The sequence below is a fragment of the Mycobacterium sp. ITM-2016-00316 genome, assembly GCF_002968335.2.
GTDB lineage: Bacteria > Actinomycetota > Actinomycetes > Mycobacteriales > Mycobacteriaceae > Mycobacterium.
Genome location: NZ_CP134398.1, coordinates 3,929,985 through 3,955,547 on the forward strand (window position 1 = coordinate 3,929,985; position 25,563 = coordinate 3,955,547).

The following is a 25,563-nucleotide window of genomic DNA, read 5'->3' on the forward strand; positions in this document are numbered from 1 at the left end:
TGAGTGGAACCGGGGGCCTGCGCCGCCAGCCGCTACGCGGCCCGAGAGGTGTTACCCCCGTGCGGAAATGCGCTTTGCCGTCCGGGCACTGGCGGCGCTGCGTGCGCCGTCCTTTGCGCTCTTGGCGCCGCGTAGCGTCCCGGTGACCTTTGCGTCGGCGACCTCGGAGTCGTCCACCTCGGCATCGAGGGCGCCCGAATCCGCGGATTCGGTCTCGTCGGCCTTCGGTTCGCCGTCCTCGGACACAGCGTCGGTGGGCTCGGTGACCGCACCGTCAACCGGCTGCGCCTCCCCGTCCGTGGGCTCGGCGGCGCTGACGTCATCAGCGATGTCGGTGGCGGGGACCTCGGCGGCAGGCTCGGGGCCCGGGGCCGCCACGGGCGCCTGCATCTCGACAGCGTCCGGACCGGCGGAAGCCGGCTCCGCGGTGATCGCCGATTCCTCGACGACACCTGCCGCCGCGGGGCTTTCGCCTGCGGACACGCTCAGCGTGACGACATTCGCGGCCGCGGCGAGCGGTGCGGACACCGCGTCGGTGGCAGCGGCGCCCGCCGGCTCGACGGGCGGGGCAACGCCCAGAGCCGTCGCGATGGCACGCGGAATCGTGACAAGCAGCGTCTGGACCAGCCCGCCGCCGAAGGGGTCGTCACTGAAGGTCAGCAGTCCCGGATGGGCGACACCCTGAACATCGGTGTACCCGTTGAGGACTGCCGCGGTCAGCTGCGCGGGGATGTTGATCACCGCGGTGATCGCCTCGACGAGGCGACCACTGCCCAAGGCCTGGACAGCGTCCTGCAGTGACCCACCGAGGGCGTCGACGGCCCCGACGACCGGCCCCAGCGCACTCGACAGCAGCGGCAGCGCCGTGTTGAGCGAGAGCACCGTGGACACCACGTTGGCGAAATTCTGGGCCATCTTCACCGGAACATCGAGAAGGCCCGAAGTGGCCAGCGGAAGGCCGACAATCATCATGATCGGCGTGGAGATCAGCGCTGCGGACAGGGTGATGAATGCTTCCGCGATCTGACCCGACCTCAGCTGCCCGATGGCCGTATCGATGCCGGCGGGAAGGCTGAAGGGGTTGCTCGGGGACAGGTACTGAACCGCCCCGTCGACCATCGACTTGCCGGCACCGACCGCGGTGCCCAGGTATCCGAGCTGGTTCCTGAGGAGCTGGCGCACGACCGGCGCGGGGTCCGAGAGCACGTCCCCGCCCAGCGCGCCGACGTTGGTGATCGCGTCGTTGAAGACACTCGCCCACAACGCGATGGGGTTGGTCTGCGCGGTGAGGGTGAAGGCCTGCGACGAGATGGCCGGAACCGCCGGAACGGAGAGCAACGGGTTCGTCGGTTGAATGGGCATGACCGCGATGGATGCGGCCCCCACCAACGCGACTCCGGTTGCCAGGTACGGCCTGATTGCAGCGTGCATGGATCCTCCTCTGGTGTGCACACATTTGTGAACGGTGAGTAATTTACTCAGAAGTAAGTTGACAAGTGGGTGCTTTACGTCAAGAAGAAGCCCGGCACCATCGACGCCGTGCGGCCCGGCAAACGACCGGTGCACACCGGCGTTTCGCGGCGTGATCCGACTGCTGCGCAACACTGTTCGCGCGGGCAACCACGACACGCAAAGCGACCGACGCCGGTTTCGGCACCCGCGTCCCAGGAAGCCGCTCGCCGCCGCGCGTATTTGTTATCGCAATATTCCCAGTTCACGGCTACCCGAGGTGTGGGCGCGCCGCACGTCCACACGTGACGTTTGCTGAGGAACGGCGACATTCGACGAGCGGCTGGCAACGAACGGCGCCACCGGGGGCAGTTGTACAAATTAACTTCTGCGTAAATATTGGCAAACAGATGTCACCCACGGCGACTTTCCGCAGCACCCCGGATCAGGTCTCCCCCGCACGCGGCACCCGACGCCGTTTTCGGTCAGTGCAGCTGGCTGCCTTGTGCCGGAGCGGTTGCCAACCGCACGTACGCAGACGCCGCCTCGGCACGGTTGGTGGCCCGCAGTTTTCGCAGAACCCGCTTGACGTGCGACTTCACCGTCCCCGTTGAGATCACGAGTTCGTCGGCGATCTGCTGATTGGTCCGGCCGGCGGCCATCAGGCGGAGCACCTCGACCTCGCGACGTGTCAGCATCGACAGCACCCGGGTGTGCACCTCGGCCAGCGACTGCGCGGCCGGGCTGCGCTCCACCGGTTCGATCTTGCGCAGGTCCAGGTCAGCGTCCTGCAACGCACGCACAGCCTCGTCGGCCGCGTTCAATGCGCGCCGCACCTCGGCATGCTGGCGACGCGTTCTCTCCAACAGCACCGTGCGTTCGTAGGCGTAACCGAAACCCTCGGCGAAGGCCCACACCGTGTCGCGGTCGATGTCGTCCACCAGACGGCCCGAATAGAGCCGGTCAGCGTGCAGGAACCCGATCACCTTGCCCGTCGGCATCACCGGCGCGGCCACATAGGAGTGCGTCATCGAGAAGTCGACGATGGGCCGGTTGACGCGCGGATCATTGCGGGCGTCACGAACGATCGCGGGTGCATGCCTGCGAATCATCTCGGTCTCGAGCAGCATGTGGTTGAGCGGCGGAGCCACCGACTGGGCGAAGGCGACCATCTTCTCCGCCCCGTCACGGTCGTCGCCGAAATACGCCGACTCCATGACCATCCGGCTCTCGTGCACGCGGAAGAGCACGGCGCGGTCGAACCCGCAGGACTCGACCAGCTCGCGGGGCGCCCGGTCGACGATGGTGGCGACATCGTCGACGACGCGCAGCTTGCTGAGCGCTTCCTGCACCTGCAGCAGCGCGAAGGTGCGCCGCCGCGCACCGTCCTCGATCAGCTCACGCTCCATCGACGCGAGGTCCAGCACCGCCTCGAGCGCGTTGAGTGCCGCCTCGTCGCCGAGTGCTTCCAACGCGCCGCGCACCACTGTCACCTTCGCGTCGACCGCCTCCGCCACCACGGTCATCGGGTCGTCGGTCGGGTCGATATCACAACACTCGAACGTCTCCCGATAGCGCCGGGCAGCTGCGGATTCCTCCGGCTGCCGCGACGCCCAACCCGGGTGGTCACCGTCGGCCAGATCACCGATGGAGGGCGTCTCGGAGATGTCGGTCACGGTTCGACTGTCCTCCGATGCGGCGCGCAGGTGCGGTGGTTTTCCCGACAAGGTCGGAATTGGCCTCCCTTGGGGGCACGAGTCCTCCCCTACGGGGGATCGTTTCGGCGCGCGCGCTGTCAGAGGCTGAAGACCATGTCATCCACCACTGTCTCGGCTCTGGATCTGCTGACCACCGCGCAGGGCATCGCCAACCCGTATCCGCTGTACGACCAATTGCGGTCGTTGTCGCCGGTGGCGGGCTATCGGGACTGGCCACCGGGGACGATTCCCGGAGCCGACGAGCCCGTCACGGCGTGGGCATTGTTTCGCTACGACCAGATCTTCGAAGCCGCCCGGGACAGCGCGACGTTCTCATCGCGTGATCCGCTCCAGGAGGCGTCGTCGGCACCGAGCCTGATGCTCGTCAACACCGACCCTCCGAAACACGAGGTAGAGCGGAAGTTGGTGAGCCAGGCGTTCTCGCCCCGCCGGGTCAAGCGGCTCGAGGGATGGCTCGGCGAACTGATCCCGCGCCTGCTCGACGAGCTCGGCACGGGCGATGTCGAGGTGATGGAGTTCGCCGCCGAGATTCCCACCCGCGCGATGGTGCGTCTGCTCGGATTGCCCGAAGGGGACCACGTCCGGTTCCGGCAATGGGCAAACGCGTTCATGCTCTCGTCGTCACTGACCCCCGAGGAACGCATCGCCAGCAACGAGGAGATGGTCACGACGTTCGCCACCCGGCTCGCCGAGCACACCGCCCGGTTGGCCGAAAGCCCACCCACCGGCGATGTCGAGGATGCCGAGGACCTCATTTCGGCGCTGCTGCGCGCCGAGGTCGGCGGGCAGCGTCTCACCCCCGAGGAGATCCTCCGGTTCTGTGTCACGCTGGTGGTCGCCGGCAGTGAAACGACCACATTCCTGATCGGCAACCTCCTGCACGCGATGGCGCGCGAACCCGAGATCACCGCGCGAATGCGTGCCGAGCGCTCGTTGGTGAACGCCTTCGTCGAGGAATCGATGCGACTGGACGGGCCGCCGCAGCGGCTCTTTCGGATCGCCACCCGCGATGTCGAAGTCGGCGGGAAGCTGATCCGCAAGGGTGAGTGGGTCGCGCTGTTCTTCGGTTCGGCCAACCGGGACCCGGCCGTGTTCGCCGATCCCGACGTGCTGGACATCGATCGGCCGAATATCCGCCAGCAGCTGTCGATGGGACACGGTCTGCACTTCTGCCTCGGCGCAGCACTGGCCCGCCTGGAAGTGGTGGCCGTGCTCAACGCGGTGCTCGACAGGTACCAGACGATTGCGCTGACCGACGACCCGGGCACCAAGCAAACGGCGAGCCTGCTGACCCATGCCTACGTTCGTCTCCCCCTGCACCTGTCATGACCACCGCCGTCAGTGAGTCGCGCAATATCGTTGCGACGAAAGCCATTTACGCCGCGATTCCGGCGGGCGATCTGCAGACCGCACTGGATCTGCTGGATCCGGAGGTGCGCATCACCTACTACGGCGTCGACGCAATCCCGTACGCGGGCGACTACCGCGGCATCGACGAAGCCGTGGCCTTCTTCACCACGGTGGGGCAGACGATCGCCATCACCGAGATGGAGGCGTGGAAGTTCATCGCCCAGGGTGACGATCTGGCGGCCTGGGGCCGCCAGCGGTTCCGCCTACTCGCGACGGGCTACGAATGGGAATCGGAGTTCGCGCACATCATCACCTTGCGCGCCGGTCGCTGGCTGTACTTCCGGGATTTCATGAATTCGGCGCGCACGCTGCAGGCGTTCACCCGTTGAGGGCGCCGGGGTCGGCGTGCTGACCGCCCGCAACGCGGTGCGGATGTGCCCGTCGGGTGCGCTGCGCATCGTCGCGGATTGATCGGTCAGTTCCCCGGCGGCAGCAGCATCGTCTGCCAGGTCTGGTCTTTCGGCGCGCCCGGCACCAGGTCCGTCTGGGTGTAGGTGCGGCCGTCGGGCCCGACATAACTACCGGTCGCCGGGTCGTATGCGGCGGCGGGCAACGCGGGTGGTGGCGCTTGCGGCCCGGCTGCCGGCGGTAGCTGCGGCACCTGCTGACCCGATGTCGTCGCGTTCGGATCCCCCTTCCAGTTGAATCCGTCGTTGAGCGGTACATAGGTCTCGTCGCTCTCGCACATGGCGACGGTGGGAGCTCGCTTACCCGGCCTGGTCGCGCACGGAATATTGTGCGCACCACGGACATTGAGTGGCGAATCCTGCGGAACACGGCAGTACAGGTCACCGGGTGGGCGCTCGGGCGCATCCTCGAAGACTGCCGAGCGTTGCTGCTGCGCGGGCAGGAAACCGGTGGTGCATGGCGGCGGCAGGTTGATGTTCAGGTTGAAGCTCAGGTACTGGCCCTTGTAGTCCTGTTTGGTGTCGACGTTGGCCACCAGGCCGGCCTGCTCTGCCGACACGACGGCCGGGAAGAGAACCAGAAGTTGTTCGATGTTGTCGTGGTAGGTCAGCGCAACCTGCCCCACGCTGACCAGGTTGGCCAGCACGACCGGCAGCGTCGGCTTCACCCGCTCGATAAGTTGGCGCACCGAATCGGCGGTCGCGCCCCCGTCCTGGATGATACGGGCGACGGTTTCATCGTGGGTCTGCAGTTGCGCGGTCACCGTGGCCAGCTGCGCTGCCCATGCCTGGATCGCCTCCGAGGTGCGAGTCTGCGAATCCAGGACGGGCTGTGACTGCTCGATCAGCGCAATCATCGGGTCGAGGTTTTCGCGGGCCTCGATGGCGAGATCGGTTGAACTGTCCACGATCCGAGAAAGCTCCGGACCGAGTCCACCCACCGCTACATAGGACTCGTAGACGACGGTCTTGAGATTGTCGCGCGGCACCGCCCGCAGTCCGGCGTTTGCGTCGGCAAGCAGGGTATTGACGTTGGGCGGCACCGACGTGTCGGCGAGCGGAATGACATCGCCGTCCCGCAGTGGCCGGGCCTCGCCGGTGCGCGGCAGCAACGCCACGTACTGCTCGCCGATCGCCGACTGGCTGTGCACCTCCGCCCGCAGGTCGGAGGGGACGTCGATACCGGACTTCAGCGAGAGCACCGCCTCCACCCCCGCCGGTGTCAGCCGCACCTCATCGACCCGACCCACCTCGGTGCCCCGATACGTGACGTTTCCTCCGCTGTAGAGTCCTCCGGTCTGGGGCAACTGGACGATGACCGTGTATCGGCCGACGCCGAAGAGCTTGGCCGGCAGCTTCATGAAGTGCAGGCCCATCACACTGATCGCCACCGTAGCGATCACCGTGAACACCACGAGCTGGATCTGTATTCGCCTGTCGAGTCGCATCTAGGACCCCTGATCCCAGCGATAGGGCACCGTCAAGGGGTTGGCCCGGGTGTAGGGGCTGGGAAACTGGCCAATTGTGCGGCCCCACTGCAATTCCAGCTCCGTCAGGTCGCCCTCCCAGCGCGTTCCGGTGAACATGCCTGCGTCGATCCGACTGAGCGTGAGGTCGGCGATCGCCGTCAGGTTGGCGTAGTCGCCGCGCTGCCATTTCTCGATCGTCTCGTTCGGGAACGGGAAGGTCGGGATGAGCGACAGCGCCCTGGTCATACTCGGACCGGCGTCAGCCAACGATGCCAACACCGGGCCCACGTCGTTGAGTTCCTTGACCAGGTTGTCCTTCGTCTTGTTGACCGTGTCGACGGTCAACGCGCTGAACTTGCCGAACTGGTCGGCGGCATCGATGAGATTCTCTCGCTCGTCGTTGAGCACCCCCAGCGCGTCCGGGATGGTCGCCAGGGCGCGGTCGAGCACCGGCCGTTGGGCCGCGAACCGTCCGACCAGGTTGTCCAGACTCTCGGTGGCGGCAATGATATCGCCGGTCTGGCCGTTGACGTTTCGGGTGAAGGTCTCCAGCTGACCGATCAAGCTGCGCACGTCGTGCTCCCTGCCATGGAAAGCCGTGGAGAACGCCTCGGTGATGTCATGCACCTGGCCGAGCCCGCTCCCGTTGAGCACCATCGACAGGGCTGCGAGCGTCTGCTCTGTGCTCGGGAACGCTCCGCCGCTCGACAGCGGGATGAGCGAGCCCCCACGCAGCCGCCCCCGCGGCGCAACCCCGGTGGGCGGCGATAGTTCGATGTGCAAAGATCCCAGCAGGCTGGTCAGACCGATGGTGACCATGGAGTTCTCGGGCAGAATCACATCGGCGTTGAGCCGCATCGTCAACAATGCATGCCAGCCCTGACGCTCGATCTTGGTCACCGTACCGACGTTCACATCTGCGACGCGGACCCGCGCATTCGGCTGGATGTTGTTGACGTCGGGAAGCTGCGCCTGGATCACATACGAGCCGGGTCCACCGCCCTGGGTACCCGGCATGGGCAACGAGTTCAGGCCCTGCCAGTCCGAGCAACCGGTCATCCCCACCGCGAAGGCGATCGTCGCGACCGTCGCCGCGGTCCGGCGCCACCACGTTGGGCTCATGACCCACCTCCGTTGGCGGGCACCATCATTCCCGCCAGGCCGGCGCCCGGGTCGATCACCACCGCCTGCGGTGGACCGGGAGACGAGGCGGCGGCGGGGACGAAGTCGGGCCGCATCCAGTTCTCGCTGTAGGTGACCTCGTTGGGTCTGGCCTGCGCGCCGACAAGGAGGTTCTCCCCGATCGGCGGGAAGTTGTACTGCCGGTTCTTCACGATGGGCGCCAGGTACTGAGCGCACAGCTTCGCCGACTGCTCGGCGCCTTGCCGAGATGCCGCCTGAACCGCACCGCAGATGAAGCTGATGGGATTGGCGAAATTGTTCACGGCCAGCGCACCCGTCAGCGATCCATTCGCGGGCTCGAAGATGTTGTGGAAGTTCGCCACCGTCCCGGGGGCGATGTGCAATGTCTGCTTGAGATCGTCGAGGCTGTCGACCAGCACGGTGCTGATGGACGCCAGCCTGTCGGTCGTGGTGCCGATCGCTTCGGAGTTGTCCTCGGCGAAGTCCTTGACATCGCCGATGACCCCGCCCAGATCCTGCACCGTGCGCGCCACCTTGTGCGGATCGTCGGCCACCAACGACGTGACCGCGGCCAGGTTCTGGTTGAGCTGTTCGAGGAGATCGGCGCTATCGTGGAGCGCTGACACCAGTGTCGACAGATTGCGGAACGTGGCGAAGATGTCATCGCTGTGATCCCCCAGAGTCGCCAGCGCCTGGGAGAGTCTGATGACGGTCTCCCGGATGTTCGCCCCCTGCCCCCGCAGGTTGCCTGCGGCGGTGTTGATCAGCGATCCGAGGGTGCTGACACCGCCGGGTTCGGTCGGCTGAAGCAGTTTCGTCAAGCGCTGCAATTGAACTCGCACATCATCCCATTCCACCGGCACCGCGGTGCGCTCCTGTCCGACGACCGTGCCCGTCGCCATCACCGGTCCCCCGGTGTAGGCGGGCGTGAGCTGGATCGCCCGACCCGTCACCAACTGTTGGGACAGAATCACCGCCTTGGCCTCGGCGGGAATGGGGTAGTCACCGTGCACCCAGAACGTGATCCTGGCCCGCGTGGGCTCTGGCACGATGCTGTCGACCCGACCCACGGGAACGCCGAGGATGCGCACGTCGTCGCCGGCGAAGATGCCGTTGCTGTTCTCGAAATACGCTGTCACCCAAGTTCTCCCGACATGGTCCGCGGATCGGGCCGCGACCAGGATTCCGGCAGCCATAATCAGCACCAGCACGGCAGCCAAACCGTTACGCCCCCGCCGCAGTCGCCCGTTCGTCATGGCATCACCGGTTCGAGCGCGGGTGGTCCCGGCGGAGCACCGCCCGGCGGCGGCGCGGGCAGCGGCTCGCGATAGGGGTAGCGCGGGTCGCCCGGCTTGCCGGTGATGGCGTCAGGCAGGTTCAGCTGTGGCTCGCCGCCCTGCCCGGTGCGCGGGTAGGGCACCGGCAATGCCGGTGTGCCCGGCTGACCGGTCTGCGGGTCGGTCAGCTGCGACGGCAACAGCACATTCGGATCCAGCCCCAGATCGGAGAACGCGGCATCGACGAACGGCTGCACGAACTGACCGGGCAGCAGGTTGACCACATACGCCTTGAAGAACGGCCCCGACGACAGCGACTCCCCCAGCGACATCGCGTACTTGTTGAGCAGTTTGACCGCCTCCTGCAGGCGTTCCTTGCGGTTGTCGACGACGGCCAGCACCTCGTTGAGCTTGTCCAGGGCCGGCCGCAGCTGCTGACGATTCTCGGCGATGAATGCTTTGAGTTGTTGTGCCGCACCGGAAATGTTCACCCAGATCTGGCTGACCGCATCGCTTTGTGTGCGCAGCGCTGCGAGCAACGCGTTGGTGTCGGAGACGAGGCGGGCGATCTGATCGCTGCGGTGGGCCAGGACCCCCGTTGCCTTGGCGGCGTTGTCCAACAGGTTGCGCAACTCGGCATCGCGGTCATTGAGGGTCTTGGCGAATCGCGCCACACCGTGCACGGCGTCCCGCAGTTCCTCGGGGGTGTCCGCGAACGCCTCCGACACCGTGGCCAAGGAGTCCGACAGTTGATCGGTGTCCAGCCCGCTGATCGTGTCGGCAAGATCGCCCAGCGCGTCGGGCAGTTGATAGGGCGACACCGTCCGGTTCATCGGGATCGGACCCTCGAGCCGGCCGCCGCCGAGCGGGGTCACCGCGAGCATCTTGGTTCCCAGCAGGCTCTTTGTCTTGATCCCCGCCTCCGTCGACTCACCCATCGTGATGTTCTTGTCGACCGTGAAGCGCACCAGCACCACCGCTCCATCGAGTTCGATGGAGGAGACCCTGCCCGCCGGATAGCCGGAAACCTCGACGGTGGCCCCGGTGAACAGCCCGCCCGCGTCGGCGAACTCGGCAGAATAGGAATTGACCTGATTGACCAGTGGCAGGTTCTGGTACTGCAGAGCTCCCGTGACAACCAGCGCGACGCCCACGGCACCGACGATCCCGATCACCAACGGGCTGCGTTCAGCGAAGGGTTTCATCTCGGTGCGCACCTGCCCGAGTCCTGTCCGGCGACCTTCACGTACACCGGCTGACCACCTTTTCCATTGAGCTTGAGCACGATCTCGCAGAGGTAGAAGCTGAAGAAGTCGCCGTACATGCCCTGGCGTCCCAGCGCCCGGTACTTGTCCGGCAATGTGTTGAACAGGTTGTCGAGGTAGACGTGGTCTGCCGCGGCAATCGCGGCACTACGGTCGGTCTCGCGCACCACGCGTGAAAACGGTTGGCGTGACTGGGCCAGCAGGTCGGTGACCGATCCGGCGGCGGCGTCGACGTAGGCCAGGCTGTTCGAGATGTCGGTACGACGCTCGGCGAGCCCCGCGACCAACTCCGACAACGAGGTCACCGCCAGGTCGAGGCGATCGGTCTGGCCGCCCAGCGACCCGAGAACCACATTGAGGTTGTCGACGACCTGACCGACCAGCATGTCCCGATCGGCCAGCGTGTGCGTCACTGCCGCCGCCTGCTCGAGAAACGACCCGATGGTGGCGCCCTGGCCCTGAAGGGCCGAAATCAACTGGCCACTGAGCGCATTCACCTGGTCGGTATCGAGGGCCCGGAACAGCGGCTTGAACCCTCCGATCACCGAATCCAGGTCCAGCGCCGGCTCGGTTCGTGTCGCCGGGATCGTCCCGCCCGGTGGCAGCGGCAGAAGCCCCCCGCCCCCCTCCTCCAGCGTGAGGTATCGCCCGCCGAACACATTGTCATAGCGGATCGCCGCGCGGGTCCCATCGGTGAGCACGACCGTGTCGTCGGTGGAGAACTCCACGCGAACCGTCGAGTCGGCGTTGAACGAGATGCCCTGAATGCTGCCCACTTCGACCCCGGCTATCCGCACCAGGTCATCACTCTTGAGCCCGGAGACGTTGCGGAACTCGGCGAAATAGCGTTTGCCGTCCCCGAACCGGAACTCGGCGAACACCGTCAGCAGCGCGAAGGTCGCGAACCCACACACGGTCAGGAACACCACCAGGCGCCACGCCGCGCCCCTGAAGTCGTCCTTCACGGTGTCATCTCCTGTGTTCGGAATAGTCGCGTCACGGAGCGGGTGGTGTGGGCTCGGCGGGAGCTACTCCCGGAAACAACGGTGCACCACCCGCGCCGTACAACGGCGCCCCGTAGGGCGGCGCGCCCGGATACGGGATCGGCCCCGGCGCAGGCCCGGGCAGGCACTGCCTGATGCTCGGCGGCTGCGGATTCGCGCGGGTCACCGGAAGATAGTTCGCCCAACAGGGCTGCCCGATACCAGGATTGGGCCGGACGTCCACGCCGGTTCCCCACCCGGTGTTCGCGATGAGCTGGCGCACCGGGAAGTTCTTGGTGGCGTCCGGCAGCGACCCGCAACCCGGCCTGCCGTCCGGACCGCCCTTGGCCGCGATGACAGGCAGATTCTCCGGATACTTGTAGGGGTCGTTACCGAAGAGCAGGCCGACGTCGAGCTGGATCGAGCGTCCGTTGCCCCCGCCCCAGACGTCGAACCCGCCGTTGTCGAGGAACCAGGTCGCCCCTTGTAGCCAGCAGGTGTACACCGGGCTGTACTTGTGGAGCAGGGCGGTCGTCGGTTCCAGCGCGCTGACCAGATCGACGAAGCTGTCCTTGCTGGATCCGAGAAGCTCGGTTCCCGACCTCGACAGACCAATTGTGTTGAGCAGCAGTGCATCGAGCTCGTCAGCGCGGCTGACAACGGTGGCGCTGGTGGTGCTGGCTCCATCGAGGATCGTGAGGATGTCAGACGCGGCGGCCGCATAGGTGTCGTTGAAGCGCCTGAAGGAGCGCCAGTCTCCCCGGATGGTCTCGTTGCGTTCGTTGAGCGCGGTGAGGACGGTGTTCAGGTCTGTGGTGGCCTGCCCCATCCGCTGGCCTTTGCCGCGGACACCGTCTGCCACGGCGGTCAGCACCGCGTTGAGCTTCGCCGGGTCGATCATCTGGAGCAGCTCGGACAGGTTCGCGAAGATGGTGTTGACCTCGGTGCTGACGTTGGTGGATCGCAACACCGCGCCGGCAGCGAGCCGGTCCGGGCTCGGGTCCCTGGGATACACGAGGTCGACGAACTTGGCGCCGAACGCGGTGGTGGCCTGGATCTGCGCCTGCACATTGGCGGGAATGAACCGGATCTGGTCGGGGTAGAGGGCCAGTTCCAGGCTGGCCTGGGCTTCGCCGCCGGTGATGGTCTTGACCCGTCCGACCTCGACGCCACGCAACTTGACTTTCGCGCCGGTCTCCATCACGAGCCCGGAACGCTCGGACGTCAAAGTGACTGGCACGTAGGTACGAAACGTACCGTTGTAGACCCCCGCCGTGACGAGGAGGAACGCCGCGATCATCACCAGGAGCATCGCCGTCCACCATGCGTTGTGGATTCGGGGTCCACCCGAGCGCGATCGCATGCTAACCGGCCAGATCGAAGTTGCCCGACTGACCGTAGACGGCCAGTGAGATCATCACGATCTCCACCGCCGCGACGACCATCGAGGTGCGCACGGCACGTCCCACCGCCTCGCCAACGCCCGCAGGTCCACCCGAGGCGGTGAAGCCGTAGTAGGTGTGGACCAGCATGATGACCACCGTCATCGACACGCACTGAAAGAACGACCAGATGAGGTCGGTGGGACTCAGGAACGTACCGAAGTAGTGGTCGTAGACGCCGGAACCTTGTCCGTAGATCACCGTTGTCCCGAAGCGGGCAGCCAGAAAGGCCATCATCACTGCGACGCAATACAACGGGATCACCACGATCACGCCGGCCAGGACGCGGGTGGAGGCAAGGAATGTCACGCTTCGGATGCCCATCACCTCGAGCGCATCGATTTCCTCATTGATCCGCATCGCGCCGAGTTGGGCAGTCGCCGCCGCCCCGATCGTCGCGGACAACGCCACCGACGTCGTCCCCGGGACGATCAGCCGCACGTTGAAGAACGCCGAAGCGAATCCCGTGAGTGCCTCGAATCCCACCGATGCCAGCTGGTTGTATCCCTGCACGGCAACCAAAGCGCCCGTCGTCATCGTCAGAAATCCGACGATCGCCACGGTGCCGCCGACGACGACGAGAGCGCCGCTACCCAGACCCATCTGAGCGATCAACCGCAACAGCTCGGTGCGATAGTGGACGACCGCGTCGGGCACCGCGGCCAGCGTCTCGGCGTAGAAACGGACCTGACCTCCTATCCGGTTCCAGCCCGCAGCGAAGTCGTCCACAGCGTTGAACAGTCGCCCGAACGGCCTACTGGGTACGCTGGTGCTCATCGGCGTCATCTCATGACACCGTGAACTGGATGCCGACCGCGGTCACGACCACATTGATCGCGAACAGCACCATGAAGGTGAACACCACGGTCTCGTTGACCGCGTTGCCGACTCCGGCCGGACCGCCCCCGACGTACACTCCCTTGTAGCAGGAGATCAGGCCCGCGGCCAGCCCGAAAAGAGTTGCCTTGACCAGGGATACGAGAACGTCCCCGGCGCCGGTCAGCAGCGTCAGACCTGAGATGAACGCTCCCGCAGAAACATTCTGGATGTGGACGCAGAAGAGGAATGCGCCGGCGAGTCCGACGATGATCACCGATGCCGACAGTGCGAGGGCAACGGTGGTCGCCGCCAGCACGCGCGGTACCACCAACGCCTGGATCGGATTGATCCCCATCACCCGGAGCGCATCGAGCTCGTCGCGGATGGTCCGCGCTCCCAGGTCTGCACACATCGCCGTCGCGCCGGCACCGGAGACCACGAGCACGGTCACGATCGGCCCGATCTGATTCACGGTCCCGATCGCGGCTCCCGTTCCCGAGAAGTCCGATGCGCCAAACTCATTGAGCAAGATGTTGAACGTGAAGACCAAGAGTACCGAGTAAGGCATGGTCAGCATCAGCGCGGGCAGGACCGAGACGCGCGCGACAAACCAGGTCTGGATGACGTACTCACGCCAGGCGAACGGCCGCTGGAACATCAACACGAATGTGTCCAGCGACATCGCGAAGAAACCGCCGAGAGCACGGAAGGGTCGGGTCGCCACCTGCGCGCTCACCATCATGCTCGCGCCGATGATTCGGTTTCGGCCACCCGTAGGAGACATCGGATCCCCCACATCAACCGTTCACTGTGCGCCACCGTCACTGCCGAAACCGGTTGACAGAACTCGGGACCGAGGTATCGGTACGAACTGCTCATGGGGGCCATCCGGACGGGTCGACGGGGTCGTTGACGCAAGCCAGGCTACGCGCCGGCCAGTCGCTATGTCTATAGCCAGTATGCTACATCCTCACTCAAATGTCGCGATATTGTCGCCGTGGCAAGCACTTAAGGGTAGTAATGTATCTAGTCAATACGACGTGTTTACCGCTGACGGGGGCAATCGAACATGGCTTCACGTGGTACTCGAGCGACTACCGGCCCACCGGTGTCCCCGTGCGGGCCGCAACGGCGTAGCTCGGGTCCGGAATCCGTTGTCACCTCCGGCGTGTCACTCACGGCATCGGCGAGTTCATCAGCAGCGGAGAATGTTTCGGCGCACTCCCGCGCGACGGTCGCGGAGTCGTGCGCCGACCATCGAAGACATCTGGCAGGATTTCCTGCGGGTGACCAGGAAGAAGGAGCGTAGCGCAGTGGAGCCGGTGCCCTCAGCCGTCAAACGCAGGCCCAAGGACCGCAAGCAACAGATCCTCGAGCAAGCCGTTCGACTGTTCATCGACCGTGGGTTTCACTCCGTGAAGCTGGAGGACATCGCGGAGGCATCGGGGGTCACCGCACGAGCGGTGTACCGCCACTATGACAACAAACATGCACTGTTGGCCGCCGCCATCCGCGCCGGCCAGGAGCAGTATCAGAGCGCCCGCCTACTCGCCGACGGGGAATCGGTGTCGACGCACAGACCCTTGAGCGCCGACTTGCCGGACCTCGTCACCGCGGCGGTGGCCTCTCGATCGCTCACGGTGCTCTGGCAGCGCGAGGCGCGCTATCTCGACGTCACAGAGCGCATGGAGGTCCGCCACCGCATCAACGCCATCGTGGCCGGCATCGAGGCGAGCATTCGTCTCGAAATGCCGGAGCTGAACTCGAGACACTCTGAACTGCGGGCATGGGCGGTGTCGAGTGTGATCACCAGTCTTGGCAGGCACAATTTCACGCTGCCCAACGACGAGCTCCACCAGCTGCTCATTGCGGCATGCACGGCGGCTGCATCGACTCGCCCCGTCCGCGCCCTCGATACCGATGACGAGCCGCCGAGCACTGGTGGCCGCGCACTGTTCTCCAGGCACGAGACACTGCTCGCCGCGGGGGCACACCTCTTTCGCGCGCAGGGTTACCCGGCAGTGAGCACCAGTGAGATCGGAAAGGGTGTCGGTATCGCCGGCCCGGGTCTGTACCGGTCATTCTCCTCCAAACAGGCAATCCTCGATGCCCTCGTCAGTCGCCTTGACGACTGGTGGACCCTGGAGTGCATTCGGACGTTGCGCGCCGACAGTGACGCAACAGAGTGCCTCCGTGCCCTGGTCGCAGGCCGCGTCCGGGTCAGCTTGGACGACCCAGACCTGGTGGCGGTGTCGGTTACCGAGCTCTCGTACGCCTCCAGCGAGGTCCGCGACCGGTATGTGAGAAATCAAGCCGACCGCGAAGCGGTGTGGAGCGATCTCATCGGCAAGCTCGTTCCCCGTACCACCCCCGCCCAGGCGCGGCTCCTGGTGGCTGCGGCGAACAGCTTCATCGACGATGTCGTGCGCACCTGGCACCTGACCCGCTTCCACGGGGTGGCCGATGAAATCACCGCTATCGCCCTGGCGATCCTCACCAGCAGGGACTGACCGGACTCACCACAGTGCAGCGACGGTACCGCCATCAGCGAGTTGAGCGGTTCCGTTGATCATCGATGCCTCGTCAGACAACAAGAAGGCAACGACGCCCGCCATCTCCTCGGGTCCGGCCATCCGGCCCTGAAGACGACCGATCATGGTGTTGGCGCCTCCTTCGCCGAGCGCGGCGTCGAACGTCGATATCGCGGTCTGCTGCATCGGAGTGTCGACAAACGCCGGAAGCACAGCATTGGAACGGATATTGGCGGAACGAAGTTCAGCTGCGGTAATCCTGCTGAGGTGGATGACCCCCGCCTTGGACATTCCGTAGGCGGCGGTGCCGCCGGCCGCGACAAGACCGCCGAGCGACGACATGTTCACGATGGCGCCCCCGCCGCCCTCAGCCATCCGCGGTGCAGCGTGCTTGGTGCACAGCCACGCGCCGCGCAGGTTGACGGCGATGACGCGATCGAAATCCTCCACCGCCGTCTCGGTCAACGGCGCGAAGTGCACCACCCCGGCATTCGCCACCAGTTTGTCGACCCCACCGAAGGCACCGACGCAGGCCTCTACCATGCCCATTACCTGTTGTTCGTTGCTCACGTCGACGGCATAGCCGATTGCGCCACCTCCGATCTGCGCGGCCACTCTCGCGGCCGCGGCACTGTCGATGTCCGCGCACACCACCTTGCATCCCTCGACGGCGAGGCGCTCGGCGATCGCTCGTCCGATTCCGGCACCTGCCCCCGTCACGATCGCGGCCTTTCCGGCCAGATCCGCGTACGTCATCGCATCTCCTGCGTATTACATTGCATCCGAATCCTTCTCACGCGGCCACCGATTTCTCGCGGATGGCGCCGAACATCACGAGCCCGAATCCCGGTGCATCATCGGCAAGTCTGACGGAATAGACACCAAGATCGCGCAGGATCCAGGCCAGCGTGTCCGGCGGCAGTCCCGGAGCGGGCTCAGCGTCAGACGCGGCCAATCCGCAGGCGTGCATCGGACCGGTGGGACGCAGGTACACGATCACACCGCTACCCGCGGCGGTCATCGCGGTCATGGCGTGCCGGAGTTCCCCGCCACACCGGCACGCCCCCGATCCGAATACGTCTCCGGTGAGGCACTCCACATGCACATGCAGTGGCGCCGGTTGTCCGGAGCCCACCGCGCCGATGATCACGACGAGGTGTTCGCCACCGCCACGCGCATCGCGGAATCCGATGACCCGGTGGGTGCCACCGCGGGTGGGCAGGATGGTCTCGGCCAGCCGGATGACCTGGCGTTCGGTCCGTCGCCGGTACACGGCGAGCTCCGTCACCGAAACGCGGGCCAGCCCGTGTTCGAGTGCGAACTCGACCGATTCGGCCCCGCTGGCGATCGCGATGGGACGGTCACCGGAGACGATCTCGCAGAGTCCGGCGGCGTGGCGCCGGCCCGCGAGGCGGGCGAGGTCCAAAGCCGCCTCGGCGGGCCCCTGACGGTCCAGTACACCATCTGCTTCGGCCTGCACCGGGACTACGTGGCCCGGGCGCCGAAAGTGCTCCGGCCGGGAGTCGGCGGACGCCAACGCCGCGATCGTGCGGGCTCGGTCGGTCGCGGAGATCCCCGTGCCGGTACCGCCGGTGTCGACCGCCACCCGATGGCCCGCGGCGCGCGACCCCACTGAATCGCCATGGCACATCGGCGGCAAGTTCAGTCGCACACACTCCTTGGGGGGCAACGCGACTCGGATATAGCCCGAGGTGTGCCGCACGGTGAACGCGAGCAGCTCCGGAGTCGAGGCGTCGGCGGCGAACACCAGATAGCCCTCACCGTCGGGCTCTCCGTCGTCGATCAGCACGACGGGACGGCCCGTCCGCACCGCCGCGATCGCGCGTCGCACCCGCACATCGGCGGTATTCATGTTCGCTCCCTTTCCACCACCGCCAGTCGACGGAACCGGCTGGCGTGGAACACCAGCGGCGGCGTGTCCGGGTCGGCATCCAGCGCGCAGATCTCCAGTAGCACGATGGTGTGATCGCCGGCCGGTACCTCCGCGTAAACCCGGCAATCCCACCATGCGCTGGCACCGTCGACGAACACTCCCCCGTTGGGCAGATCGGCCCACGCCACCCCGTCGAACCGGTCGCCAACCTTGCGCGACAAGCTCATAGCAGCATCGGTGTGGCTTTCGGCCAGCACGCTCAGACCGAGGCGGGGCTGGTCTCGCAGTCGCGGCCAGGTCGCCGAGCTGTTCTGCACACAGATTGACACCAGCGGCGGGTCGATCGATACCGGGGTGAACGAACTCGCCGCCATCCCGACCGGCTCGCCGCCGACGAACGCACAGACGGCTGTGACCCCGGACGGAAAGCAGCCGAATGCCCGCCGCAGTTCCGTGATGTCGGCGGGGCAGTCCCGAAGTCTCATCGACACAGTCGATTCCCTAGTCCAGCCCGCGCAGAAACTCCAGCAGCAGCCGGTTGGTTTCCGCTGGGGCCTCCTGCTGGATCCAATGCCCCACATCGGGCACCAGGTGCGTCCCGCAGTAGTTCGGCATCACCTCGGCTGCGCGCTCAAGCGCCTCTGCCCCCCAGATGGTGCCGACATCGTACTGCCCACCGATGAACACCGCCGGAGGCGTCAGCGGTGTGCCGGCCTGGTCGGCAAGGTCATGCCAGTCGTTGTCGATATTGTGATAGAAGCTCAACGGACCGCCGAATCCCGAGCGCTCGAATTCACCTGTGTAGAAGTCGAGGTCGGCATCGGTGAACCAGCCCGGCATCGTCTCGGGGTAGACGAACGCATCCTTGAGCCGGGCTCCGTCGGCCATACACAACGGGCCGGCTCGGATGACGTCGATCGGGTCCATCGATTCCAGGTCGACCCCTGCAGCGACGGCGGCGTTGGTGGCCGCGACCATCCCGTCACCAGAGACCGTGTAGGTCAGGCCCCACAACCAGCCGCGCAGATCCTCCTCGATCTCGGTGACGATGCCATCCTGTGCGGAGAAGTAGTCCTGGTACCAGACCCGGCCGGGCCCGGCCAGCTCCACGTGGTAGTCATTGGGACGGTGTTCGCCGAATGGACTGCCGGGCAATCCGATCACGCCGCGACCCGCAAAGGGAACACTGATGCCGACAACCGCCCGACATCTTGCTGGATGCAGCCAGGCGAAAGTCCAGGCAACCGGAGCGCCCCAGTCGTGACCCACCACGACCGCATTCTGGGCGCCGTAGGAATCGATCACGCCGACGATATCGTCGACCAACTCTCCGATGCGATAGGCCTCCTGCACCCGGTACTTGGATGAGCGCCCGTAGCCGCGCTGGTCGATGGCCACCACGCGGTATCCCGCCTCGGCGAGTGCCGGAATCTGGTGACGCCAGGAATACCAGGACTCGGGGAAGCCGTGGACCAGTATCACGAGCGGCCCCTCTCCCTGCTCCACTGCGTGGATACGGGTGCCCCGGCAATTCAGCATCCGATGTATCTGTGACATCTCAGTCCCTTGGCTAGTGGGTACGGGATCCGACAAGACCGACCGGCAATTCCTCGCTTCGCACCAGGTGATCGACGGGCGGAATGGTGCGGTTTTCATAGTTGCGCGCGATGAGCGTCTTCTGGCCTGACAGTCGGGTGCGCGCCCATTTCCCCAGCACCTTCGCGGCGACCTTCGGTGTCAACAACGCCGCAGGAGGTTTGACGAGGTGCACAACCGCCAGGAACTGACTGTAGGTCGCGGGGTCGTCGTGCACCAACTCCATGACACGGTCCATGTACCAGGTGAGTCCACGAAAGTAGAAGGGGCGCTTCTTGTCCGCATCCTGAACCCAGTCGAAACGCAGGTTCTGCTCGCGGATCACGAACCACGCCGTGTCGGCCAGTCGGCTGATCCTGCGGTAGTAGCGTCTCGGAAGGTCCGCGTGCCCCGGTCCGTACTTCGCCAGCAGTACCTGCATTTCCCGAACCTCTTTGAGGGCCAGCGTCATTCCCAGACCGGAAACGGGATCGGCGCTGGTGTAGGAATCGCCGACCGCGAGCAATCCCCTTGGCAGATTGCGCTTCTTCTCATAGAGCAGCCGCAGCATGTTCGGATACCGGAAGTTGTAGATGGGTGATGCCGGTTCCAGTCCGTCGATGTTCTCACCAATCACCGGCGAGGGCATGAAGTCGGCGAACTGTCTGAACTCCCCCGGGGTGCGCGGTGGCGAATAGCAGTTGTAGGCAACCAACGTGGTGGACAGGATCGTGCGCGAGCTGTCCGTGTAGTACTGCGCCGCGTAGGTGTCCTCATAGGGTCGGTAGGCATAGCAGATCATCATCACCTTGTCGCTCCATTGCCGTTCCGGCGGCACCCGGTGATACATCGTGGAGTAGAAGCAGTTGATGATGTCCTGCTCGACTTCGGGGGCCCCGATGCCGATGCGGTCGAGGAAATCCGGGATGCGGGTGTTCTTGCCCGACGCGTCCACCACGAACTCCGCCGGCACCACCTCGAGATCGCCACCATCGCGGCCGACACCGACACCGATGACCGAGTTGCTGTCGCGATCGTAGACAAGGTCGGCCACCTCGGACTCGTAGCGGAAACTGATGCGGGCTTCGTCGTCCAGGCGGCGACGCACACACCACTCGAGCAGTGGTCGACCGGCACAGACGATTTGTATGTCGCCCGTTCCTGCCTTCTTCCACGTGCCACCGAGACGGATTCGATACTGGGCAGCCATGTCGACATCGAAGGCACCCTCGCGCACCATGTCGTCGATGATGCCGGGGAACAACCGTTCCAACTCGATACGACCGGCAGTGAGCAGGTGATGCAGGTGCCAACCCTGGGCGGCGCCGGGCCTGCCCTCACGGCGGCGGTGCGGATCGTCCTTCTCGAGGACGATGACCCGCTCGAAGGTCTCACTGAGAACCTTCGCGGCGGCGATGCCCGCGATGCTGCCGCCGATGACCACCGCCGTCCCGCGACCTCGTCGGCGGACATCGCCCCCATCGATTCCCGCATAGTCCAGCAGTGGCGGGGTGCGTCGACGGGCGCTGCCACTGGGCACGAACTTCTCGTAGTACACGCCGGCGCCATGGAAGCCGTTATCGTGCAGCCAGTTTCGGCAGCTCTCGATCATAGGTGCAGGTCCACACAGATACACATCGGCATCACCGCCGCCGAACATGTCCTCGCGGAGCAGGTCTGTCACACGTCCCACAGCACCTTTCCAACGCGGATCGGACTTCGAGACCGTGACATGAACGGCAAGGCCCGCGATGCGTCGCTCGAGTTCTTCGAGTTCGGCTCTCTTAAAAAGGTCCTCCACGCCGGTCACGCCGTAGAGCAGGTGCACAGGCTGCCCCGCGGTGGTCTCCAGGCTTTCCGCCATCGCCAGGATCGCCGAGAGCCCGGTACCGCCGGCGACCATGACCACCGGACGCGCGAGCGGGCGCAGATGAAAGCCGCCCTTGCTGCACCGGAGCGCGATCCGGTCGCCCGGTTTGGCCCGGTCGCGCAGATACCCGGACATCACCCCCTCCGGTAGCAGTCGGATGATGAACTCCAGTTCGGCTCGACCGTCAGCGGGGTGGGCGTAGGAGTAATTCCGCCACACCTCGGTGCCCGGGACCTGCAACTGCGCGAATTGGCCGGGCCGGTAGTCGATCACACCCATGTCCGAGACATCGATGCCCAGCAGCGCGGTCGAGGACGATACCCGGTCGACCCTGGTCACCGTGCCGAGACCGGTGGTCAGCATGGCGGCATTGTCATCGGCGGGATATTGCAACTCGATCTGGCAGTCGGTTCCCGGGAAGGTCTGGCAGGTCAGTACTTTCCGGGCGTCCCTCTCGACGTCGGAGAGTCCCTCGGTGCGACCCATCTCGTATTCGCCGGACGTGCACGTGGCCACGCAGGTGCCGCAGATCCCGCTCTGACATTCATTGACGATGGCGACGCCGTGGTCCTCGGCCGCCTCCAGGATCGTCTGCCCGGCATGCACGGGCATCGTCTTGCGTGTCCCGTCCAGATATCCGACGGTGACCTGACGAACCACCACAGCTCAGCTCCTTCGTACGGGTTGTCGGTGACTAGATGATCGCGACGCCGGGTTTCTTGGCGATGCGCGCGTTGAGTCGCGGCATCACCTCTTCGGCCAGTAGTCGCATCGATTCCTTCCATGGGCCCGGGTCATCGCGGTAGTCGAAGCCCAGGATCAACAGGTGCCCGAACCCACCAACCTGGTCGTAAGTGGCCTCCAGTTTGTCCACCACGGTCTCGACCGAACCGACGACGAACGTGTTCTCGGCCAGGTACTCCGGGGTCACGTCATCGTCGGGCACCGAGGGGTTGTGCTTGTAGAACTTGGTCATGCCGAACATGCGGAAGGTCGGGAGCACGTACTCGCGCATGTTGCGGCCCATCATGCCGTCGACGGCATACCGGAACGCCTGCTCGTCGGTTTCGGCCACGACGACCTCGCGCACGAGGCGCCAGTCGCGGCGATCCGGCGTGCGGCCACTGCGGGCTGCACCTTCCAACACGGCATCCCAGTGGCTCGCGACGTATTCGGTGTTGAGGTCGAGGCTCATCGGTAGATAGCCACGCTCGCCGGCGAGTTTGAGCGTCTCGGATCCCGCGCTGAATCCGGTGACTCCGATCGGCGGGTGCGGCGCCTGGAAGGGCTTGATGTGACGCTTCATCAGTCCGTCGAACATCGGCGCAATTCCGTTGGCGTTCCAGTATTTTCCGCGGAACTCCCAAGGCTGGTCCTCGGTCCAGACCTTGATCATGATCTCCAGCGCTTCTCGGGTCATCTCGCGATGCTCGCCGTTCTGCCCGTCCACGTCGAACAGGGCCCAGTCGCCAGGGATCCCGCTGGCGCCGACGCCCAGCATGAAGCGCCCCTGCGCGAGATGGTCGAAATACGCGACTCGGTGGGCCAGTTCTACCGGGTGGTGGTAGGGCAGCAGATGGGCGCCCGGGGCGAGCTTGATCGACGTGGTCCGAAGCAGCGCCTGCGCCAGCAACAGGTCCGGAGCGCAGATCGGCTCCCATGGAACCGTGAAGTGCTCTCCCACCCAGGCCTCAACATAGCCCAATTGGTCAGCGAGCTCGATGATTTCGAGGTCCCACTGGGTCGCGTCGTACAGGCTGCGCTCCGGCGGGTGTGCCGGCATGAGAAATAATCCGATCTCCATCTTCAACCTTCCTCAGTAGCGACTTGGAGCCGAAGCCGCGGGGCGGCGGACCTCCGCCTCCCAGCCGTTCGACTGCGACGTACACCACAGTACTAACAAGATACATCGTGGAATGCAATAGCGACTTTTCTTGGCGATTTAGCTCTTCAGAGAAAACTCGCTGCCGTATCGGCTATGGACATTTTGTGCTGAGGCGCCGTAACCTTCTCAAGGTCAGATCCACCGCGGGCAGCACGGGGTGCGCACGGCCCGCGGACTGCCCGAGGACACCGCATCCACGTCAACTCGGATGAGTGCCCATTCCCCGAAGGGAGTGCTGGAGTGCAGCACGTCGACTGCCCGTTCACGTACCTCAGCTACGAACTCGGCGACCATGGCCGGGTTGCCGTCATCACGCTGGACCGTCCGAAGCAGCGCAATGCGCAGAATCGGGGAATGCTCGTCGAGTTGGGGTCGGCCTTCGAGACCGCCGAAGCCGACGACAACGTCCGGGTGGTGATCCTGCGGGGTGCGGGCCCGTCATTCTCCGCCGGCCACGACCTCGGTTCGTCCGACGACGTCCGCGAGCGCGCACCCGGCCCAGGCCAGCATCCGACGTACCAGTGCAACGGCGGGACCAAGGGTGGCGTGGAATCACGACACCGGCAGGAATGGCACTACTTCTACGAGAACACCAAGCGATGGCGCAATCTACGCAAGATCACCATCGCCGAAGTGCATGGAGTGGTGCTATCAGCCGGTCTGATGCTGGCCTGGTGTTGCGATCTCATTGTCGCTGCCGAGGACACCGTGTTCGCGGACGTCGTCGGAACCCGATTGGGCATGTGCGGTGTGGAGTTTTTCGGCCATCCGTGGGAGTTCGGGCCACGAAAGGCCAAGGAGTTGTTGCTCACCGGGGACGCGCTCAGCGTCGACGAGGCCCATTCCCTCGGAATGGTAAGCAAGGTATTCCCCGACGAGGAGTTGTCGGACCGCACATCCGAATTCGCAGCCCGCATCGCCAAGCTGCCGACGGCGACCGCGCTGTTCATCAAGGAATCGGTGAACCAGACCGTCGACGCCATGGGGTTCACCACGGCGCTGGACGCATGCTTCACCATTCACCAGCTCAACCACGCGTACTGGTCCGAAGCGACCGGCAACCCCCTGGGCATCGGAACCGTCGAACATGGGCTCGAGGACTGGCGCACCGCTCCGGAGATACTGCCCGCCGCCAAGAGCCGGCCCTGACCCGAGGGAACAGCACATGGACATCGACTACCCGCCGCAAGCCGAGGTGTTCCGTACCCGCATCCGCGCGTTTCTCGCGCAGCACCTGCCACCGGACTGGTCCGGCGGCGGGTCGTTGCCGCCCGACGAGCGTGCGACTGCGGCCCGTCGATGGCGACGAGCGCTGGTGGACGGCGGTCTTGTCGCGGTGTCCTGGCCCAAGGAATACGGCGGCGCCGGTCTCTCTGTGATCGAGCAGGTGGTGCTTGACGAGGAATTCGCCCGTGCAGGTGCCCCCGAACGGGCCGAGAATGATCTGCTGGGGATCGAACTGCTCGGCAACACACTGATCGCGCTGGGCACCGAGGAACAGAAGAGACATTTCCTGCCGCGCATCCTGACCGCCGAAGACCGTTGGTGCCAGGGCTTCTCGGAGCCCGAAGCGGGATCTGACCTGGCGTCCGTGCGTACCGCGGCCGTGCGCGACGATGACGAGTGGGTGATCAACGGCCAGAAGATCTGGACGTCGGCGGGACCCACCGCCAATTGGATCTTCGTGCTGGTGCGCACCGATCCTGCTGCCCCCAAACACCGGGGCCTGTCGCTGCTACTGGTACCGATCGACCAACCGGGCGTCGTCGTACGGCCGATAGTCAACGCCGCCGGGCATGCATCGTTCAGCGAGGTCTTCTTCACCGACGCCCGCACGCCGGAACGCAACGTCGTCGGTGACGTCGGCGACGGGTGGTCGGCGGCGATGACGGTGCTCGGCTTCGAACGGGGGTCACAGGTCACGACGGCGGCGATCAACTTCGGGCGCGAGTTCGAGCGGCTGTGCGCGCTCGCGCGCGACCGGGGACTGCTCGCCGATGCGCGTACTCGGGACGGGTTGGCGTGGTGCTATTCCCGTGTCCAGCTCATGCGTTATCAGGGCTACCGAGGTCTGACATTGTTGCTCGCCGGGCAACGGCCGGGTCGCGAAGCAGCCATCAGCAAGGTCATCTGGAGCGAGTATTTCCGTCGCTACACCGAGTTGGCCGTGGAGATACTCGGACTCGAGGCGCTGAGCCCCGCGGGGCCGGGCAACGGCGAAGCGCTCATCGTCCCGGAGCCGGGGACACCGAACTCTCCCGCCTGCTGGATGGACGAAATGCTCTATGCGCGTGCCGCGACGATCTATGCGGGCAGCTCGCAGATCCAGCGCAACGTAATCGGTGAGCAGCTGTTGGGGCTGCCGAAGGAACCGGTCCGTGCCGATATCCGGGTACCCGCGGCAAGTCTGCGCGGGGGAAACTGAG

General features: G+C 65.4%; 21 protein-coding genes. 5 read left to right on the forward strand and 16 right to left on the reverse strand.

Features of this window, described 5'->3' with window-relative positions; all coding sequences use genetic code 11:
• Positions 1-51: 51 nt before the first annotated feature.
• Both C6A86_RS18875 and C6A86_RS18880 read right to left on the reverse strand, forming a co-directional pair.
• Entirely contained in the window at positions 52-1,431 is a 1,380-nt protein-coding gene (locus tag C6A86_RS18875) for a hypothetical protein (protein WP_105363969.1), read from the reverse strand.
• A gap of 503 nt (positions 1,432-1,934) precedes the next feature.
• Entirely contained in the window at positions 1,935-3,125 is a 1,191-nt protein-coding gene (locus C6A86_RS18880; protein WP_105363970.1) for a LuxR C-terminal-related transcriptional regulator, read from the reverse strand.
• Positions 3,126-3,260: 135 nt separating this feature from the next.
• Between C6A86_RS18880 and C6A86_RS18885 the strand changes: the two genes are divergently transcribed.
• The gene (locus tag C6A86_RS18885; protein ID WP_105363971.1) at positions 3,261-4,496 is read left to right on the forward strand and encodes a cytochrome P450; all 1,236 of its coding nucleotides are present in this window, start codon (positions 3,261-3,263) and stop codon (positions 4,494-4,496) included.
• Positions 4,493-4,906, forward strand: coding sequence for a nuclear transport factor 2 family protein (locus tag C6A86_RS18890; protein ID WP_199196246.1), 414 nt, complete (start codon positions 4,493-4,495; stop codon positions 4,904-4,906). Before C6A86_RS18885 ends, C6A86_RS18890 begins: the two co-directional genes overlap by 4 nt.
• Before the next feature lie 86 nt (positions 4,907-4,992).
• On the opposite strand, the gene C6A86_RS18895 is transcribed toward C6A86_RS18890, so the two are convergent.
• Genes C6A86_RS18895 through C6A86_RS18930 form a run of 8 tightly spaced genes read right to left on the reverse strand, consistent with a single transcriptional unit; the run spans position 4,993 to position 14,121 of the window.
• Positions 4,993-6,432 carry an MCE family protein gene (locus tag C6A86_RS18895; protein WP_105363972.1) on the reverse strand — a complete coding sequence of 480 codons (1,440 nt, stop codon included), beginning with the start codon at positions 6,430-6,432 and terminating at the stop codon, positions 4,993-4,995.
• Positions 6,433-7,575, reverse strand: a complete 1,143-nt coding sequence (locus C6A86_RS18900) for an MCE family protein (protein WP_105363973.1) — start codon at positions 7,573-7,575, stop codon at positions 6,433-6,435.
• The gene (locus tag C6A86_RS18905; RefSeq protein ID WP_105363974.1) at positions 7,572-8,852 is read right to left on the reverse strand and encodes an MCE family protein; all 1,281 of its coding nucleotides are present in this window, start codon (positions 8,850-8,852) and stop codon (positions 7,572-7,574) included. The genes C6A86_RS18900 and C6A86_RS18905 overlap by 4 nt, the downstream gene beginning before the upstream one ends.
• Positions 8,849-10,078, reverse strand: a complete 1,230-nt coding sequence (locus C6A86_RS18910) for an MCE family protein (RefSeq protein ID WP_105363979.1) — start codon at positions 10,076-10,078, stop codon at positions 8,849-8,851. Before C6A86_RS18910 ends, C6A86_RS18905 begins: the two co-directional genes overlap by 4 nt.
• Positions 10,075-11,103, reverse strand: a complete 1,029-nt coding sequence (locus C6A86_RS18915) for an MCE family protein (protein ID WP_311100823.1) — start codon at positions 11,101-11,103, stop codon at positions 10,075-10,077. The genes C6A86_RS18910 and C6A86_RS18915 overlap by 4 nt, the downstream gene beginning before the upstream one ends.
• Positions 11,104-11,134: 31 nt before the next feature.
• Positions 11,135-12,484, reverse strand: a complete 1,350-nt coding sequence (locus tag C6A86_RS18920; RefSeq protein WP_105362178.1) for an MCE family protein — start codon at positions 12,482-12,484, stop codon at positions 11,135-11,137.
• A gap of 1 nt (position 12,485) precedes the next feature.
• A complete protein-coding gene (locus C6A86_RS18925; RefSeq protein WP_105362185.1) occupies positions 12,486-13,340 on the reverse strand; it encodes an ABC transporter permease in 855 nt (284 codons plus the stop codon).
• A gap of 10 nt (positions 13,341-13,350) precedes the next feature.
• On the reverse strand, positions 13,351-14,121 hold the full coding sequence (locus C6A86_RS18930) for an ABC transporter permease (protein ID WP_105362186.1): 771 nt from the start codon (positions 14,119-14,121) through the stop codon (positions 13,351-13,353).
• Between the two features lie 574 nt (positions 14,122-14,695).
• On the opposite strand from C6A86_RS18930, the gene C6A86_RS18935 reads away from it, so the two are divergent.
• The gene (locus C6A86_RS18935) at positions 14,696-15,892 is read left to right on the forward strand and encodes a TetR/AcrR family transcriptional regulator (protein ID WP_233212906.1); all 1,197 of its coding nucleotides are present in this window, start codon (positions 14,696-14,698) and stop codon (positions 15,890-15,892) included.
• A gap of 6 nt (positions 15,893-15,898) precedes the next feature.
• Here the strand turns inward: C6A86_RS18935 and C6A86_RS18940 are convergent, their stop codons facing one another.
• From C6A86_RS18940 to C6A86_RS18965, 6 genes are read right to left on the reverse strand one after another with little or no spacing between them, the layout of a single operon-like run.
• Entirely contained in the window at positions 15,899-16,669 is a 771-nt protein-coding gene (locus tag C6A86_RS18940; protein WP_105362180.1) for a glucose 1-dehydrogenase, read from the reverse strand.
• Between the two features lie 37 nt (positions 16,670-16,706).
• Positions 16,707-17,786: a 3,4-dihydroxy-2-butanone-4-phosphate synthase gene (locus C6A86_RS18945; RefSeq protein ID WP_105362181.1), complete on the reverse strand. Its 1,080-nt coding sequence runs from the start codon at positions 17,784-17,786 to the stop codon at positions 16,707-16,709.
• Positions 17,783-18,292 (reverse strand): flavin reductase family protein, encoded by a 510-nt coding sequence (locus C6A86_RS18950; protein WP_105362182.1) that lies wholly within the window; start codon positions 18,290-18,292, stop codon positions 17,783-17,785. The genes C6A86_RS18945 and C6A86_RS18950 overlap by 4 nt, the downstream gene beginning before the upstream one ends.
• Before the next feature lie 16 nt (positions 18,293-18,308).
• The gene (locus C6A86_RS18955) at positions 18,309-19,364 is read right to left on the reverse strand and encodes an alpha/beta fold hydrolase (protein ID WP_105362183.1); all 1,056 of its coding nucleotides are present in this window, start codon (positions 19,362-19,364) and stop codon (positions 18,309-18,311) included.
• Between the two features lie 13 nt (positions 19,365-19,377).
• Positions 19,378-21,915: a 2Fe-2S iron-sulfur cluster-binding protein gene (locus C6A86_RS18960; protein ID WP_311100824.1), complete on the reverse strand. Its 2,538-nt coding sequence runs from the start codon at positions 21,913-21,915 to the stop codon at positions 19,378-19,380.
• Positions 21,916-21,946: 31 nt separating this feature from the next.
• Entirely contained in the window at positions 21,947-23,056 is a 1,110-nt protein-coding gene (locus C6A86_RS18965) for an LLM class flavin-dependent oxidoreductase (protein ID WP_311100825.1), read from the reverse strand.
• Positions 23,057-23,377: 321 nt separating this feature from the next.
• Between C6A86_RS18965 and C6A86_RS18970 the strand changes: the two genes are divergently transcribed.
• Positions 23,378-24,286 (forward strand): enoyl-CoA hydratase, encoded by a 909-nt coding sequence (locus tag C6A86_RS18970; RefSeq protein ID WP_105361883.1) that lies wholly within the window; start codon positions 23,378-23,380, stop codon positions 24,284-24,286.
• Between the two features lie 16 nt (positions 24,287-24,302).
• Positions 24,303-25,562, forward strand: coding sequence for an acyl-CoA dehydrogenase (locus tag C6A86_RS18975; RefSeq protein WP_105361882.1), 1,260 nt, complete (start codon positions 24,303-24,305; stop codon positions 25,560-25,562).
• Position 25,563 lies beyond the last annotated feature (1 nt).

What these genes read in the sequence shown, in the direction of transcription:
- C6A86_RS18875 (WP_105363969.1), bottom strand. Translation starts at nt 1,431, where the DNA reads ATGCACGCTGCAATCAGGCCGTACCTGGCAACCGGAGTCGCGTTGGTG.
- C6A86_RS18885 (WP_105363971.1), top strand. Translation starts at nt 3,261, where the DNA reads ATGTCATCCACCACTGTCTCGGCTCTGGATCTGCTGACCACCGCGCAG.
- C6A86_RS18890 (WP_199196246.1), top strand. Translation starts at nt 4,493, where the DNA reads ATGACCACCGCCGTCAGTGAGTCGCGCAATATCGTTGCGACGAAAGCC.
- C6A86_RS18895 (WP_105363972.1), bottom strand. Translation starts at nt 6,432, where the DNA reads ATGCGACTCGACAGGCGAATACAGATCCAGCTCGTGGTGTTCACGGTG.
- C6A86_RS18900 (WP_105363973.1), bottom strand. Translation starts at nt 7,575, where the DNA reads ATGAGCCCAACGTGGTGGCGCCGGACCGCGGCGACGGTCGCGACGATC.
- C6A86_RS18905 (WP_105363974.1), bottom strand. Translation starts at nt 8,852, where the DNA reads ATGACGAACGGGCGACTGCGGCGGGGGCGTAACGGTTTGGCTGCCGTG.
- C6A86_RS18910 (WP_105363979.1), bottom strand. Translation starts at nt 10,078, where the DNA reads ATGAAACCCTTCGCTGAACGCAGCCCGTTGGTGATCGGGATCGTCGGT.
- C6A86_RS18920 (WP_105362178.1), bottom strand. Translation starts at nt 12,484, where the DNA reads ATGCGATCGCGCTCGGGTGGACCCCGAATCCACAACGCATGGTGGACG.
- C6A86_RS18925 (WP_105362185.1), bottom strand. Translation starts at nt 13,340, where the DNA reads ATGAGCACCAGCGTACCCAGTAGGCCGTTCGGGCGACTGTTCAACGCT.
- C6A86_RS18930 (WP_105362186.1), bottom strand. Translation starts at nt 14,121, where the DNA reads ATGGTGAGCGCGCAGGTGGCGACCCGACCCTTCCGTGCTCTCGGCGGT.
- C6A86_RS18940 (WP_105362180.1), bottom strand. Translation starts at nt 16,669, where the DNA reads ATGACGTACGCGGATCTGGCCGGAAAGGCCGCGATCGTGACGGGGGCA.
- C6A86_RS18945 (WP_105362181.1), bottom strand. Translation starts at nt 17,786, where the DNA reads ATGAATACCGCCGATGTGCGGGTGCGACGCGCGATCGCGGCGGTGCGG.
- C6A86_RS18950 (WP_105362182.1), bottom strand. Translation starts at nt 18,292, where the DNA reads ATGAGACTTCGGGACTGCCCCGCCGACATCACGGAACTGCGGCGGGCA.
- C6A86_RS18955 (WP_105362183.1), bottom strand. Translation starts at nt 19,364, where the DNA reads ATGTCACAGATACATCGGATGCTGAATTGCCGGGGCACCCGTATCCAC.
- C6A86_RS18965 (WP_311100825.1), bottom strand. Translation starts at nt 23,056, where the DNA reads ATGGAGATCGGATTATTTCTCATGCCGGCACACCCGCCGGAGCGCAGC.
- C6A86_RS18975 (WP_105361882.1), top strand. Translation starts at nt 24,303, where the DNA reads ATGGACATCGACTACCCGCCGCAAGCCGAGGTGTTCCGTACCCGCATC.